This window comes from Verrucomicrobiia bacterium, assembly GCA_035629335.1.
In the GTDB taxonomy this organism is placed as follows: domain Bacteria; phylum Patescibacteriota; class Saccharimonadia; order Saccharimonadales; family Saccharimonadaceae; genus DASUUR01.
The window spans coordinates 323,030-337,678 of sequence record DASPIB010000001.1 but is presented as its reverse complement, the minus strand read 5'-3'; the positions used below and the strand labels follow the sequence as shown (position 1 = coordinate 337,678).

Annotated in this window: 13 protein-coding genes and 1 tRNA gene; 4 read left to right on the top strand and 10 right to left on the bottom strand. The window is 49.6% G+C overall.

Annotation, left to right across the window (positions count from 1 at the left end):
• Positions 1 to 136 precede the first annotated feature (136 nt).
• Together VD907_01850 and VD907_01845 are read right to left on the bottom strand one after the other, a co-directional pair.
• Entirely contained in the window at positions 137 to 529 is a 393-nt protein-coding gene (locus VD907_01850) for a hypothetical protein (protein HYG83598.1), read from the bottom strand.
• Between the two features lie 170 nt (positions 530 to 699).
• Positions 700 to 1,044 carry an Hsp20 family protein gene (locus tag VD907_01845; GenBank protein ID HYG83597.1) on the bottom strand — a complete coding sequence of 115 codons (345 nt, stop codon included), beginning with the start codon at positions 1,042 to 1,044 and terminating at the stop codon, positions 700 to 702.
• Between the two features lie 164 nt (positions 1,045 to 1,208).
• On the opposite strand from VD907_01845, the gene VD907_01840 reads away from it, so the two are divergent.
• On the top strand, positions 1,209 to 1,550 hold the full coding sequence (locus VD907_01840) for a hypothetical protein (protein ID HYG83596.1): 342 nt from the start codon (positions 1,209 to 1,211) through the stop codon (positions 1,548 to 1,550).
• 331 nt (positions 1,551 to 1,881) lie between these two features.
• Here the strand turns inward: VD907_01840 and VD907_01835 are convergent, their stop codons facing one another.
• The 7 genes from VD907_01835 to VD907_01805 all read right to left on the bottom strand — a co-directional run bounded on the left by VD907_01835 (position 1,882) and on the right by VD907_01805 (position 9,934).
• Positions 1,882 to 2,307, bottom strand: a complete 426-nt coding sequence (locus tag VD907_01835) for a hypothetical protein (GenBank protein ID HYG83595.1) — start codon at positions 2,305 to 2,307, stop codon at positions 1,882 to 1,884.
• 260 nt (positions 2,308 to 2,567) lie between these two features.
• Complete coding sequence (locus VD907_01830) at positions 2,568 to 6,908, bottom strand: DUF11 domain-containing protein (protein ID HYG83594.1); 4,341 nt, start codon at positions 6,906 to 6,908, stop codon at positions 2,568 to 2,570.
• Between the two features lie 320 nt (positions 6,909 to 7,228).
• Positions 7,229 to 7,304 (bottom strand) — tRNA-Phe (locus tag VD907_01825).
• Positions 7,305 to 7,447: 143 nt separating this feature from the next.
• On the bottom strand, positions 7,448 to 8,035 hold the full coding sequence (locus tag VD907_01820) for a hypothetical protein (protein HYG83593.1): 588 nt from the start codon (positions 8,033 to 8,035) through the stop codon (positions 7,448 to 7,450).
• Between the two features lie 104 nt (positions 8,036 to 8,139).
• The gene (locus VD907_01815; GenBank protein ID HYG83592.1) at positions 8,140 to 8,889 is read right to left on the bottom strand and encodes a slipin family protein; all 750 of its coding nucleotides are present in this window, start codon (positions 8,887 to 8,889) and stop codon (positions 8,140 to 8,142) included.
• 129 nt (positions 8,890 to 9,018) lie between these two features.
• Positions 9,019 to 9,303, bottom strand: coding sequence for a hypothetical protein (locus VD907_01810; protein ID HYG83591.1), 285 nt, complete (start codon positions 9,301 to 9,303; stop codon positions 9,019 to 9,021).
• 106 nt (positions 9,304 to 9,409) lie between these two features.
• Positions 9,410 to 9,934, bottom strand: a complete 525-nt coding sequence (locus VD907_01805; protein HYG83590.1) for a hypothetical protein — start codon at positions 9,932 to 9,934, stop codon at positions 9,410 to 9,412.
• Between the two features lie 76 nt (positions 9,935 to 10,010).
• Between VD907_01805 and VD907_01800 the strand changes: the two genes are divergently transcribed.
• From VD907_01800 to VD907_01790, 3 genes are all read left to right on the top strand, one after another.
• On the top strand, positions 10,011 to 11,201 hold the full coding sequence (locus VD907_01800; GenBank protein HYG83589.1) for a replication-associated recombination protein A: 1,191 nt from the start codon (positions 10,011 to 10,013) through the stop codon (positions 11,199 to 11,201).
• Positions 11,202 to 11,266: 65 nt separating this feature from the next.
• Positions 11,267 to 11,881, top strand: coding sequence for a hypothetical protein (locus VD907_01795; GenBank protein HYG83588.1), 615 nt, complete (start codon positions 11,267 to 11,269; stop codon positions 11,879 to 11,881).
• Positions 11,882 to 11,986: 105 nt separating this feature from the next.
• Positions 11,987 to 12,640 (top strand): hypothetical protein, encoded by a 654-nt coding sequence (locus VD907_01790; protein HYG83587.1) that lies wholly within the window; start codon positions 11,987 to 11,989, stop codon positions 12,638 to 12,640.
• A gap of 72 nt (positions 12,641 to 12,712) precedes the next feature.
• On the opposite strand, the gene typA is transcribed toward VD907_01790, so the two are convergent.
• A complete protein-coding gene (typA, locus tag VD907_01785) occupies positions 12,713 to 14,536 on the bottom strand; it encodes a translational GTPase TypA (GenBank protein HYG83586.1) in 1,824 nt (607 codons plus the stop codon).
• Between the last annotated feature and the right edge of the window lie 113 nt (positions 14,537 to 14,649).

Genomic DNA, 14,649 nt, shown 5'->3' with positions numbered 1-14,649 from the left:
AGGGCTTATTTTCATTGCCATAGTACTGGCAAGCTCAAGCTTTCAATAAATTGTGCCGCTGTATGATTCATACCACCAGTATACTTTGTGACGGGCCAGCCATCCCTAGAAATTAAGAATGGCTGGCGCGCAACTTTTATGACTCCAGTGAGACGAATTGAATCACGCCGCTCAGCACCAAGCGATCGATTGGTTGCCTTTGGCAGTTACCCGTTTGCAACATGGTAACCGATGTGAACGGTTTGGTACCGGCTGTGGTTGAAATGGTTACGTGCGGCACACCATACTGGTTTGGCAGCTCAAGGCTATCAACCCGGACGGCTTGGGTGTTGCTATTCCAACAATGTTCGTAGGCTACCACTTCGGTTTGCGTACCGATCCAGCCTTCTACTTCTGCGCGCGGCACGTCGTAGCGTAGCGTCACGTGGTCGCAAAATAACTGCTCGTAACGCTGAGGGCAAGCCTCAAGTAGTACTTTCTTCGAATGCGTATCGAGTTTTAACCATAAAATGCCGTTTGTCTCTGCCATAACTTGCTACTATACACGATTTCTTAAAAAAACTAAAACCAGCACTCAAATTGCCAGCGCTGGTTTTAGTTTTTTAGACGGTATGGGTTATTTCTTTGAAGAAGTAATCGCAATCTTCTTCGGTGATGGTAGTTCTTTAAACGGCACCGTCACTTTTAGGACGCCGTTACTCATATCGGCTTTAATACCATCTTCAAGTGCCCGTTCAGGCAGCTGAATGCGGCGATAAAGCTGCTTGAGCTTTCGCGTACTACATACTTCTTCTTTTTATCTTCTTCCTTTTGGTGGCTTTCGGCCTGAATTACTAAGGCGCCGTTTTCAACGTGCACATCGACGTCTTTTTCGTCGAAGTTAGGAAGGTGGGCTTCCACTACCAACTCTTTATCCTCGTGGGTATACACATCGGTGGTAGGGATGTTCACTCCGCGCGTTGGTGTGAACCAATCATCGCCAAAGAGTTGTTTTTGTAGAGCACTGAGCTCTGCAAATGGATCCCATTTCATAAGATTGCTCATCGTAACCTCCTTTCGTTATTGCCGTAACGTTGTTTTACGAGAAGCAGCTGCTTCTACTATCATTATTATTAATTAGCACTCTCATGTCAAGAGTGCTAATTAATAAAACGGCGATACTGGGCGTATACTAAAAGTGTGGTTGTTTTTATTGATGGGGGTGCTGCATGCGTCTCTCAGAGAGCTCCTACGAGTTCCCTAACCAACCAACAGCTTATAGGGCTGTTCAGGAATCTCTACAAATTTTTTGCCGGGAAACCGGCTGGCGCTTTTACAACCCGATTTCCTTTGATCGGATGCGGAATTCTCGCAGCGAAATAGTTTTTGCGACCTTCAGCATTTGCACTCCACCAAATACATACTTGGTTGAAGTGTATGCTTGTGGCGCAAAAGTCACTATTAGCTGGAAGAGCGTCCCGACGTCAGATGACACGTTTTATGATAGCGTTGCGCTGAATGATCGAATTTTCCAGCTCGAACGGCTCATCGAACAGCACCTCCCAAAATAACCACTCACCCCTGGCCGTTTGCGCGGTCAGGGATTTAATGTGGTCGGCTATGTCTTAATTAGCAGCATAACAAAATTAGACTAGCTTTATCCTAAAGTACTACCAGTAAGCAATTGAGAAAATACAAAATACCTATACGGGTAGCCTCATTGCACAATCGGGAAATACACAAGATTTGTTAAATACTACCTGATCGATTGTCTTATTCTAATCATGTACCTAAGTTCAAAAATTGTAGGATTACCACAGCCGCACCACGCGGCTGTGGTAATCCATTTGCACTCAGCCCTAACCACTACAAAACGACATGCTAGATGGTCACCGGCTGCGTTTATCCATGGCGGGCAAGCGACAAAACGCCGAAGGGCTTTCCGTCCTTCGTAACCGCCTCCCCCGGCGTAACGAGATCAGCGGTTGGGCGCCCGCTTGCCACCGCAGCGGCGAGCGTAATGCCGCCGACGAAAAGCAGTACACCTTCCTTAGGTTCTGGCAAATCTATCGGTGGCCCGAAGCGTCGCTCAATCAACGGCACTAGGATACCATTCAAAATGAGAGGTGCAACCGGGGTATTAAACTCTTTCGCCGCTGCCGGCAATGGCCGGCCAGCCCCATCCACCCGAGGAGGGATTGTAAGCGCGATACTCACCACACCCCGCCTTGCCGCCGCGCCGCGCCCAATAACCACCTCATGATCACCCAGCTCATCCTCTTGCAGGATCACAAGCGAATGAGGAGTGAGGTTGATAATGCGAGACACTGCACTCTCCTTGGTCTACTGTCTGTCCGTCATTTCATGCAACTGTCAACAAGGAATGGATTACTTTAGCACATTGTTTACCATATAATAAAACGAAATAAGTTGCAATAATTTAAGTCTATGCCCCTTACGGTCCTGTCTTTAAAGTGCCGTTCTACAATAACCGCTTGATAGACCTGGGTTTCGTAATTATGCTCTCAGTATATGGTAATCTTTTTGCATTATTAGTCTGCACTTAGTATGAAGATGCATCCCCTCTGTTATTGTCTATCGAACCTCCCACTTGTTCGTCGCACATACATTACCCCAATACCAATACCGATCGCAGCAAACGCTAAAAGTATCGATGCAATAAAGGACACCCCTGTATCGGCAAGTCCACCCGTGCCAGTGTCGGGGGTGTTTGGCATAGGACTTGGCACTGGCGTCGGCGTTGGGGTTGGCGGTAAGTCATTCACCGTAGCCATCACCACGCACGCTGCTCTGAAGTTCGGATCACTCTCATCTGTAATTGGCGATGTTGGGCACTGGCCGCCCGCTACTGTATTTAGCAGCGTTTTGTCTGTCAGTTCGGATTGTGGCTTTATCGTTACCGAGTAGCTTACGGTCACCGCCTGATCAGTGGCGACATCACCCGACCACGTCAGCTGCGAGGCGGTGAAGGTTGGTGCCGGGCCGGCACTAGCAGTCGCATCCTCATTGTAAATGGCGTCATCGAGCACTTGAGCCATATTGTCGGAGATCGAAGGAGCATCTGCTCCGGTAAGGTCAGCCGCACCGGTATTCTCAACGGTAAGGTTGTAGGTGAGCGTGTCTCCAGGCAAAATCTCCTCTGGCGCTATCATGGTTTTTGTCACTATCCATGCCATAATGGCCGTCTGTGTAACACAATCGGCATTGTAGCCAGGATTGGCTGGGTCAAAAATGACAGGATTCGGACAGCCACCGCTAAAGACGCCGTTATTGAGCATGCCATCACCAAGCTCATCAGCTGCTTTAATGGTAACACTGTACTCAATGATTGCCGAATCACCCGCGCTCCCGTCTGCGGCCAAGTCGCCATTCCAAGTGAGTTGTTGGTTTGCAGCGCTGTAGGTGACTGTGCCCGCCGTTGCTGTCGCATCGCCGTTATAGATAGCATCATCAAGCACGCCAGCCAAATTATCTCCAACAGCCACCCCGGTCGCAGCGGCGGCCCCACTGTTATCAACGGTAAATCGATACGTCACGGTTTCACCAGCTTTGGGATTAGCCGTAGGACTCACCACTGTTTTGTTACTGCCAATGTCTGGTTGTGGCAAACGCACAAAACAGTTTGGGTTGGTGGTGGCAGTTGCTGAAGTACAGTTGCTTGCAGGTCCAGTGCCGCTGATGCTATTGATTAAAATACCATCCCCAGCCATCGGATTATTAGCCGTGACCGTATAGGTAATAGTAACCGTCGCCCCCACGGCTACGTCGCCTGTCCAACTGAGGTGAGGGGCGCTGTAGGTTGGTGCTGCACCGTCACTGGCAGTTGCGTTGTTATTGTATGTAGCGTCGTCAATGACATCGGTCATATCGTCAGTCACAGTGATGCCGGTTAATGGTGTTTCGCCCATATTTTCAGCAGTAATAGTATAGGTGAAGGTTTGACCTGGTGTAATTGGCGTGGTTGGCGTTGGGGTAACGGTTTTGCGGTACTCAATGCGCGAATAGGTATTGGTATCCGTCGCCGAGTTATTATCAGTAACGTTTTCAGTCGTGCCGGTTGGTGCAGCTACTGTAGCGGTATTTGAAAGGTTGCCAGTGTACTCCGCTGGAATTGTAATGGTAATACTGTAGGTCACGGAACTGCCGGGAGGTAGTGTGGCAGTGGTATTAATAGCTCCGGCTCCACTTGGCTGGGCGCAGGTAGCGCCGCCGGTTACCACGCCACAAGTCCAACTTGCAGTAGTAATGCCGCTCGGTAGCAGATCTTGAACAGGAGCATTGGTGGCAGTAGTCAAGCTGGTATTCGCACTTGCAACCACGATCGTGTAAGTTGTGCTGGTGCCGGGTGTATAGGCAGTAGTGTCGTCTGTTTTGGAAATAGATAGGTCGATCAGCGGTGCATCAGTGGCGAAGGCAAAGAAGTTACCATTAGCTAGCGTAACGTCTCCTTCCCAATTAGCGCCATTGAGTGTCATTGGGACAATCGTGGCGCCACTAGTAAAGTCGCTATCGGTGTCGACCAGCAGGTAAATCGTGTTTACCTCGGGTGACAACTTAGTGGCAAATGTTGACGAATCATCAGGAACCTGCACCCTTGTCGAGCCAACCGTACCAGTTTTTTGCACCTTAAATGTACGGCCGGTAATCTGTTTGTTTATTGGGGCCCCAGAAGTCGTCCAATCAATATCACCGTTGTTATCACCAAACATCAAAAACGAGTTATTAGCGGCAAAATTATTAGGATTCGATATATTATCAGCCGCAATGGTGCCGTGGCCTATGGTTACCAGACCTTCTGTATTAACCGACTTTGATTGCTTTTGGTTAAGGGCAGAAAGATCGTCGCGCCCAATACCTGTGATGTTATTGTTGTACCCATTATTAGTAGTGGCGCTCCAAAAGGTCGTGGCGCCATCACTGGCAACGTAACTTTGAGGTGAGGTCTGGTCGAGGGTGATGCCATATTTTAGAGCCACATACGAGTTAACGCGATTGAATTCCGCATCAGACAATGCATGGCCGTAATGGATAAACTCACCCATTAAGCCGCTGTAGTTTGCATCACCGACACTCGTTTGATCCCTTTTACCCAACTGCCGGAACGTAGCCGTAATGTTCATATTACAAGTACCCGTTGGTCCACCTGCCCCATTTAGGTAAGCTACGGCACTAGGATACTCGCGCTTATACGAAGTAATACGCGACACGCCTACTGGCGCCGTTACGGTAGATGTCGCTCCGCAAGCACCGCCGTCGCCGCCGCGCCCGACAGATGACGCCCCTGCAGCTGTGCTGGTAGCAAGAAAGTTGCTACCAGCTGAACTCGCGCGGTTGCCGAAATATACGCCATTGGCACTTACATTATGCTGCAGAGCAACTATAGAACTAAAGTTATTGGTGCCTTGTACGCCAAGGGCTGATGTGTATGCCCAGGCAGCGTTGCCAGTAAAGTTCCAGCCAGGGTTGAAGTTCATACCAGCTTCAGAAAATCCGCCGCCCGAACGCACAGCAGTGTTGCCATTACCACTCGAATCGAGCCAAGTGGTGGTCCCGGCGAGACCGTTCAGCGTTCCATCGTTTGCTTTTTGCCACGTAGTCAAGCCGAACACACCACCAGGCGCAGCCCCTAGAAACGCAAAAGTGAAGTAGTCGCCATTGCTAAAATCCCAGTTCACTTCATAATTGCCAGCACCATCGGGCGATAGCGGAACAAGCGTGTCACTAACCGAAAAGGTATCGTCGGTGCTACGTACGAGCACTGGCGCTGTGCCAGCTATTTTAGAAGCTGGAATACGAATTTTCACTGAACCTACGGTACCAGTTTCTTGAACTTTCCAGGCGCGCCCCATGCGCACTTGGTTCGCAGCTCCGCCGCTAAGCACCCCGCTAGCAACTGTAGTGGCTCCATTGTCGCCAAAAGCAAAGAAGGATCTATCGGCAGCAAAATTATTAGGGTTGCTGGCATTATCTGCGGCAATTGTATTACCGTTACCTACAGTTAGAAGACTATCGAGCGTCTCCGCTTTGGATTGTTTTTGGTTTAGCGGGCTTGCATCGTCGCGACCAATGACCGTGATGTTGTTATTGTACGGGGCATTGGCCGTGTTGTTCCAAAAGACCGTGCCGTCACTGGCGACATAGTCAGAAGAAACTAACGTCGCACCGTATTTAGCGGCGGAATATGATTGGACACGTGCCAATTCATCAGTAGTGAGTGCACGGCTATAGTGGACAAATTCACTCATAAAGCCCTGGAAAATTGCTGAGCCTTGCCCTGGTTGCAGTCGCCGACCAAGCATTCGGTTGGCGGCATTAATAGGCATATCACAGGTACCCGTAGTACCTGTAGCGGAGTTTAGGTAAACTGTGGCATTTGGACTTGTCCGCGTGTACGATGCTACAGCCGCTGTTTGAATTGGGGTAGTGGTGGTTGTATTAGCGCTACATGTTCCCCCACCACCTCCACGGCCCAGAAACGCTCCTCCGTTTGTGCCGTAACCGAAACGAAAATTATTATCTGCGCCCCCATTGTTAGAAAATAAGTCATGATTAGATACTGCGGTCGCTTTAAAAGCTACAGATGAACTGAAACTGTTGGCGCCTTCAACACCCAAGGTGCTGCTGTAATCGAGCCATCTCGTACCAGTAAATTGAAAGGCCGGGTTAAAGTTGATGCCACTTGGTACAAAAATCGGCTGATTTGCTGCGACAGCCTGAGTGGCGGTATTGCCATTACCACTCGCGTCACCCCAAGAAGCACCAGTCGCCGTGCCATCGTCTGCCTTCTGCCAGGTCACAAGCCCGCTACTTACCCCGCCAGGCGCAGCGAATACCGACGATGGTACCGACCCTACAAGTGCAAGCGCAGCAAATATAAGAATGCCCAGCATACGAGGCAGCGTAAACACCTTTTGACTGCTTTCCGATCTTATTTTTTTACCTTCGTTACCCTTGCCCATCCGTTGTCCCCTCCGATACAAGTAGCAGCTCACTAACGCTATTCTATTGTTTATGTTCCTTCATTTTCCACTGCGGGTAAGCATAAGCACCTACAATATTTAGATTTTACCATAGCTTACTTAATTAAGGTAGTTTTAACCACAGCCCGCTCGCTTCCTAACGCAAGCATCAATTCTGCTAAAATTATTCGCTCACAGACAGGACGATAAAATCGAGAGTAATAGAAATATCGTCGAGTTTAATACTCGACGATATTTCTATTATATCTTGGTGGCTCCTCCCAGACTCGAACTGGGGACACAAGGCTCTTCAGGCCTCTGCTCTACCAACTGAGCTAAAGAGCCACAACTACCTCAATAAGTAAGGCGACTTCCATCATTTTACCGAAAAACACCTTTTTACTCAAGTAATCTTATAAAAAACAGCCTGTTTTCAAAAAGTTTCTTGAAAACAGGCTGTGCTATGCAGCCCTTAAGCAGGCGTGTCGCTAGCCAAAAAGGCGGCGGTAGGCTTTAACGATCATCTCGTTGGAGTTGCTGACCCACTTATTAAACTCTGTCGTTTCAGCGCGCGAAGTTGAATCGTAGACAAGCCTCATCCGGAAACCGCACGTCACCGGTAGCTTGCTATCCGCCAAAGGGCATACCATGTCGTCTCGCGGCACTGAAAAGACTAGCTTAGACCCTTGATCCACTTTTACTTCCCAGTCTACATCAAGAGGCCACTTTGCGCGGTCACAGTTCTCGCCATGAATTCGCCGCAGTGAGATCGTGACCATCTCATCGCGAACGCCACACGGCACCAACTCCAGCTCTTCCTCCAAACCAAACTCAACACACAAACCAAGTACAGACTTTCTCGATTTGACGAGTGCAACCGCAAGTGCGTTCGCATCCGCAATCAGAAACTTACCATCATTGCGGTAAAGTCTGGACGTCACTTTCCCGTTGGCAATTTCGCGTAGGGCCTTAAACAGTGGCTCCGCGTTGAATTTTACCGATTTCTTGGGAGCTGCCAAATACAAATTGATTTGCAGATCCTGGGTCCTAGCATCAATTGTAATCGAACCAGCCATGCCCGCTCCTTGCTATCGGTTGGGTCCAGCTAGGCTAATCTTATAACTTTCTTAGGTTATGATCAATAGCGCTAAAGAGATCTGCGTTTTTAAGAGTTTGCTTATTATTTCTTACCAAAATGCTTCGCAAAGTCCATCAGCTCTGCCGGCAACACAAAAACGGTTTTCTGCGATGGTTCGGTAGCAATTTTTTCTAAAGTTTGGAGTGTACGAATGCTTACACCGCCTGGCACTTTGCTAAGCATCTCAGCGGCTTCAGCCACCTGCATAGCGGCGGCTTTTTCGCCTTCGGCAGTAATAATAACCGCTCGGCGCTCGCGTTCGGCTTCGGCTTGTTTGGCCATGGCGCGTTTCATATCGTGCGGCAGTTCAATATTCTGGATTTTTACGTTTTCAACGTCAATTCCCCACTGATCGGTTTGGGCATCGACAATCTGCTTAATTTCCTGACTAATCTGCTCGCGTTTACCCAGCAGGTCGTCCATATCAACGTTACCGGCAACATCGCGCAGCGCCGCTTGGGCGAACTGGCTGGTGGCATAAATGTAATTAGTGGTTTCAAGCACCGCTTTTGGGGAGTCTATTACCCGGAAATACACCACAGCGTCAACATTAACCGTCACGTTATCGCGGGTAATAACCTCTTGTTTTGGTACATCGATCGGCGTCGAGCGCATATCCACCCGAATCATTTGCTGAATAAACGGCCACACCACCCGCAGGCCGGGCCGGCGCACACCTGAAAACTTCCCAAGCGTCAGCACCACACCCTGTTGGTACTGGTTAATAATTTTGAGCCCCGCGAGCGCCAGCGCCAAAATTATGATAATTATCCAAATAAATAGTGCGTCCATATATCTCCTTTGTTACTAGTGTAAGGGAAATGAGATAAAAGAAAAAGGCTCCTTTTTGGAGCCTATGGTTTGTTGAGCACCGGTGCGCTTGTGTGAAAAAGCGCACCGGTGCCGATGGGTCGTAGTGAACTACCGCTTCTTCTGCTCGGCCATTGCTGGCCCGCTGAGATATCGCGCCCAATCATTAAGCAACGCTTGATTCTTTTGCCCGAAGCCGTGTAGGTGCCGCTTCGCTAGTTCCTCGCAGAGATTTCTAATGTCATCCAACGCCGGATTCCAGGTTTCCGCTTCACGACAGAGCTTATTCCAGAGCTGAGTGGCAACATTCCGCCGTTCATCGCCAGCGAATGCATGCAAGGCTTCTTTTGAGATTTCGCGTGACTGATTTTGCTGATCATTGTTTCGCTTGGTCATTACCCCACCTCACACTGCGCGTACTGGATGAATATCGGTAGTATAAAATCTAACTCATTAAAAAGCCAATGCGCCCGAGAAATCTCGTAGACGCATTGGCCGGTGCCTAAGCCGCTGCTCGTGCTTCGATAATACCACCAGCGCACAGCAGCTGACGCGCTGCTGCTTCGTTATTAAGCGACAAAGCGAGAGCAATTTGCTTTTCCCCTTCGGTGCTGCGCTCGCAGACCTTGCGGAACAGATAAGTCATTTGAACTAGCTGCTTGCGGTCGGTCATCCAGGCCACAAGCGTGGTAACTTCGTGGTCTGACAGCTCAGCGCCAGTCATTCCAGTCAGTGACCACAAGTAGACCATTGTGCGACACAGCGGCCACGGCGCGCGCGGCGACAGTGCCACCGACAGCCGATCCAGTGCCTTAAGCGCGGCATACCAGCTGGCGTAATGTCGGCAGGTACGCCACAGCATATTACCACCACCACTCCAGATGGCGAGCAGCTGGCTATCGGTGATATACCCGATATTTTCACCAACCTTCTGCTTCAGCACAGCCGAGAGCTGGTCGCTGCTGCGCCGTGGCACCTGCATGTGAGTGAGTAGCAATGCCCGCTCGTAGGTGGTTGCCATTGCCATGCCTTTCTTTAAGGATCTTGTCGAGTCACTTACCACTACTATATCATAAAAACATAAAATATGCTATACTATACGTATGCAACAGCAACCGCTGGCAGAACGCCTTCGCCCCACCACTCTTACTGACGTCATTGGTCAACGCCAGTTGCTTGGTAGTGGCGAAATTTTGCAGCGGATTGTGCGCGATAAATTACCGGTTAACTTAATTTTGTGGGGGCCGCCGGGTAGTGGAAAAACCACCTTAGCACGAATCATCGCCAAAGAGACCGGTGCAGATTTCATTGAACTCAGTGCCGTCACCGCTGGCAAGGCCGATGTCACAAAAGTAGTTGAACGCGCCAAGCTTAATTGGAACCTACGCCAGCGAACAATTTTATTCGTTGATGAAATTCATCGCTTTAATAAGGCCCAGCAGGACGCCTTTTTGCCCCACGTTGAAAGCGGGCTTATTACCCTGATTGGCGCCACCACTGAAAATCCTAGCTTTGAAATTATTACTCCGCTACTAAGTCGCAGCCGCGTACTGGTGCTTGAGCCGTTATCTAAGGATGACCTCATCGCCATTATTAAACGAGCCCTAAAGATTGAAAAGGCCAGCAAGCGTATCACCCCAAAAGCCATTGATTATCTGGCCGAACTAGCCGGCGGTGACGCCCGGATCGCCCTTGGCAACCTGGAACTCGCGCTGCAGCTAGGTGAAAAAATTACGCCTGAAATTGTTAAAACAGCCGCCCAAAAACGGATTCCCGGTTACGACAAAAAAGGCGAGATGCACTACAACGTTATTAGTGCCTTTATCAAAAGCTTGCGCGGCAGCAATGTTGACGCCAGCCTTTATTATCTTGCCCGCATGATCCAGGCCGGCGAAGACCCGAAGTTTATTGCCCGGCGAATGATTATTTTCGCCTCCGAAGATATTGGCCTGGCTGGCAATGGTGCGCTGGGCCTGGCAGTGGCAGCTTTTCAGGCAGTTGAGCGAATTGGTATGCCTGAAGCTCAGTATGTTTTGTTTCACACGGCGACCGCTCTGGCAAAATCTAAAAAATCACGCGCCACTACCAGTGCTATGAGCCGAGCGCTAGAGCTTGCAAAACAGTTCCCGGATGCTCAGGTGCCGCTGCATTTGCGCAATGCCCCCACAAAACTAATGAAAGACCTCGGCTACAATAAAGGTTACAAATGGGAGGCAGATTTTCAGCACGAAAAGGGCTTTTTGCCGGAAGAGCTAAAAAACGCCGTTATTTTTGACAATCGAGAGCCAGTATAATTGCCTAAATTTTCAAGATATGCTTAGATAGTTACGCTCACATCCACCCAAGAGTAAGGACGAAGATGAGCAAGCTAACGCCGGCAATCCAGCAAATCTTCAATACTGATGCCGCACAATTTGCACAAGCAACTGCAACCGCCCGTATTGTGGGGGTCGATGGTATTACAGAAAAGCTCATCCAGCACTCGGCGCGCGTACGGCAGGGCCAGGCAGCACTACACCTCAAGGCAGTCTTCTTGCGCATCGAGCAGGCGCTTTACCAACCGAAGATCATGTCAATCACTCCCGGAACGGCAACTTTCGTCACAACGCATCGCAACCTGGATGTCAACAGCGATCTCATGACCTACGTATTGGGAGCAACGGGCGAAGCTTACTGGCAGGCCGGCCTTAGTCATGACTTGCTGCAGCCACAGGACGCTGTCGCCTTCATGAAGCAACTCCACGCCGCAGGCAACGCGCTGCAGCTGAACCTTCGTGAGCTGCCAGACGATGTTGCAAACCTGCGCGAGTGGGTGCTCAGGAAGCTGGCCAACTTTACGTTGACACACAAGGCAGGTGGGATTCTTCGCGATTTCGTGAACAACACCTGGACACAGCTGGATAATGCGCGCAGGGCAGAGATCATGGACTTCGTCAAGCAGCACGTGACCCCTGCGCTGGCGAGGATGCTGTAGTAACCCGAGGCAGTACTGTCACCACCAGTGTGGCAGTACTGCCTTTACATTTTATACGGAAACTGATTTAATTTAGTGGGTTTACCCTAATACTCTGGAGCTCACATGTCTTTGAGTACTCAGTTCGATAGAGCACCTAGTAGCCGACGCCGAGCGAGAGCGCTTGCGGCAGCCCGGCTGCTTGGAGACAGCGATACATTCACCTTTTTCAAAGAGTTCGCTAAACTTAGCGGTTTCAAAAATGTACAGAAGGATGACTATCTCGGGCATTTTATCTGGTTCGTGCGATCGTGGGAAGACTACGTCATTGACGAGGGACCCCTACAGCACATCAAAGCAGCCGGTGTAAAGTACCACGGATTCCATCGTGATCGAGTACTTGGACGAGTATGGTTGTGGCTTGCCGATTGCTACCTCCGGGCAGCCCATCCTGGTGGACACGACGAGCTTCTCGGATCCGAACTTGATCATCAGCTGTTCGGACGTATGGTAAGGTTTGGCGAGAGTTTTGCCATTGATACACAGATCCTTGCACAAGTAAGGGCAAATCTAGCACAACTTCACGTCCTTGCTAAAGAAAGCCTGAAGAGCATGAAACGAGTGCAGAATCCAGGCCAAACTATGCAGCTATTGTACAATTCTACCTGGTATCGCATCGATCCTGACGCTCGCTTGGCTCAGGCTGACGTACATCGGTTTGTCGTTATGCATCTACCGAACCATGTGAAGTCAGCCTTTGCGCTGAGCTCAGTTAGGTAATAATTTATCTTGGCGGTATCGTTACGGTAATTCGTGACGATACCGCCCTCAATTTAGCTAACAATGTAGAAATTATTTTTTATTGTGCCGTTTGCGTTCGTTCGGATCGAGGTAGCGCTTTCGCAGACGTAGGCTTTTTGGCGTCACTTCAAGCAATTCGTCGTCTTCAATAAAGTCGATCGATTGCTCGAGACTGAGCTGAGTAAACGGCGTGAGCTGCACCGTGCCATCAGAAGAAGAGGTGCGCATGTTTGTCAGTTGCTTGGCTTTGCAAACATTAATATCAAGATCATCTTGGCGGTTATATTGCCCGACAATCATGCCTTGGTACACAGTGGTGCCTGGGCCAATAAACAGAATACCGCGAGCCTCAGCGGCTTCGAGTGCATATGGCGTACTGGTGCCAGCTTCGGTGGCCACCAACGCACCGTTGCGGGTTTTAGGCATTTTTGGCCCTTGTGGTTGGTAGCCGTGCGGCAAACTGTGCATAATTACTGTCCCTTTTGTGGCAGTAAGCAGCAGGTTACGAAGCCCGATAAGTGCGCGCGTCGGTATGATGTAGGTTATGCGTGTCGCACCTTGTGATGTTTGCTCTTGCTTGACTAATTCTGCGCGGCGCTGGCCAAGTTCTTGACTCACTGCGCCTATAAATTCTGGACCTACTTCAATCAGCAGCTCTTCCACGGGTTCTTGTACCACGCCATCTTTTTCAATGGTAACCACTTGTGGCCGGCCAACTTCAAATTCAAAGCCTTCGCGGCGCAGGGTTTCAATCAGCACGCTTAAGTGCAGCTCCCCGCGACCCGAAATTATAAATCCGATGCCGTTTTCTTCGACGCGGAGCGATACGTTGGTTTCAAGCTCTTTCTTTAAACGGTCACCAATTTGACGACTGGTGGTGAATTCACCTTCGCGACCTTTCAGCGGGCTGGTGTTCGGGCCCAAATACATACTTAATGTCGGCGCTTCAACTTCGAGCACCGGTAAGGCTTCGGGGGTGTCGCGATCGGCAATGGTTTCGCCAATATGGGCTTCAGCGATGCCGGTCAGCGCCACGATGTCTCCAGCCACAGCTTCGGTGACTTCCTCTTTGGTAAGCCCGCGATAGGCAAAAATCTTCTCAATTTTAGCGTTGACGGTGGTGCCATCGCGCTTAATAAGCGTAACAGGCTGGTTTTTCTTGGCGATACCGCGTGAAATGCGGCCAACGGCGTATTTTCCTAAAAAGTTATCGTATTGAAGCGAGGTGACAAGCAACTGCAGCGACGCATCGGCTACTACGGTTGGCGCCGGGATATCTTTAACAATTGCTTCAAACAACGGCGTTAAATCTGCCGCCGCTTCAGGATGAGCTGGCACCTCTTGCCAAGCTTTACCCTCGCGACCAATAGCATAGTAAATCGGATAGTGCAGCTGCGAATCATCAACTGCGAGTTCAAGGAATAGATTAGCGATTTCGTCTTCAACTTCGTCAATCCGACGCGAAGGTTTATCAATTTTATTAATCACCACCACTGGCTTCAAGCCCAGTTGTAGGGCTTTTGTGAGCACAAATTTTGTTTGCGGCATGGGGCCTTCTTGCGCGTCGACAATTAGCAGCACGCCATCGGCCATATTAAGTGTTCGTTCAACTTCACCAGAAAAATCAGCGTGCCCCGGGGTATCAATAATATTTATTTTGTAGTCATTCCAGTAGATTGTGGTTTGTTTGGCAGTAATAGTGATGCCGCGCTGGCGTTCTTGGTCACCGCTATCCATAATCAGGTCTTGGCTCATTTCGGCCTGGTTTTCACGGAAGGTGTTGCTTTGCTTTAATAAGCCGTCTACCAGGGTGGTTTTACCGTGGTCAACGTGGGCAATAATGGCAATATTTCGAATCTGTGCTGCGTCTTTCATAAAAATAAGCCCATCTTTATTTTTGGGCAATCCTTTAAGGCTAATAATAACATAAATCGAGGCCAAATGCTAGCAATCACTTTCAAAAATATTTCTTTTCGAGCGGTTCTAAT

What these genes read in the sequence shown, in the direction of transcription:
- VD907_01800 (HYG83589.1), top strand. Translation starts at nt 10,011, where the DNA reads ATGCAACAGCAACCGCTGGCAGAACGCCTTCGCCCCACCACTCTTACT.
- VD907_01845 (HYG83597.1), bottom strand. Translation starts at nt 1,044, where the DNA reads ATGAGCAATCTTATGAAATGGGATCCATTTGCAGAGCTCAGTGCTCTA.
- VD907_01815 (HYG83592.1), bottom strand. Translation starts at nt 8,889, where the DNA reads ATGGACGCACTATTTATTTGGATAATTATCATAATTTTGGCGCTGGCG.
- VD907_01790 (HYG83587.1), top strand. Translation starts at nt 11,987, where the DNA reads ATGTCTTTGAGTACTCAGTTCGATAGAGCACCTAGTAGCCGACGCCGA.
- VD907_01840 (HYG83596.1), top strand. Translation starts at nt 1,209, where the DNA reads ATGCGTCTCTCAGAGAGCTCCTACGAGTTCCCTAACCAACCAACAGCT.
- typA (HYG83586.1), bottom strand. Translation starts at nt 14,536, where the DNA reads ATGAAAGACGCAGCACAGATTCGAAATATTGCCATTATTGCCCACGTT.
- VD907_01820 (HYG83593.1), bottom strand. Translation starts at nt 8,035, where the DNA reads ATGGCTGGTTCGATTACAATTGATGCTAGGACCCAGGATCTGCAAATC.
- VD907_01810 (HYG83591.1), bottom strand. Translation starts at nt 9,303, where the DNA reads ATGACCAAGCGAAACAATGATCAGCAAAATCAGTCACGCGAAATCTCA.
- VD907_01850 (HYG83598.1), bottom strand. Translation starts at nt 529, where the DNA reads ATGGCAGAGACAAACGGCATTTTATGGTTAAAACTCGATACGCATTCG.
- VD907_01795 (HYG83588.1), top strand. Translation starts at nt 11,267, where the DNA reads ATGAGCAAGCTAACGCCGGCAATCCAGCAAATCTTCAATACTGATGCC.
- VD907_01805 (HYG83590.1), bottom strand. Translation starts at nt 9,934, where the DNA reads ATGGCAATGGCAACCACCTACGAGCGGGCATTGCTACTCACTCACATG.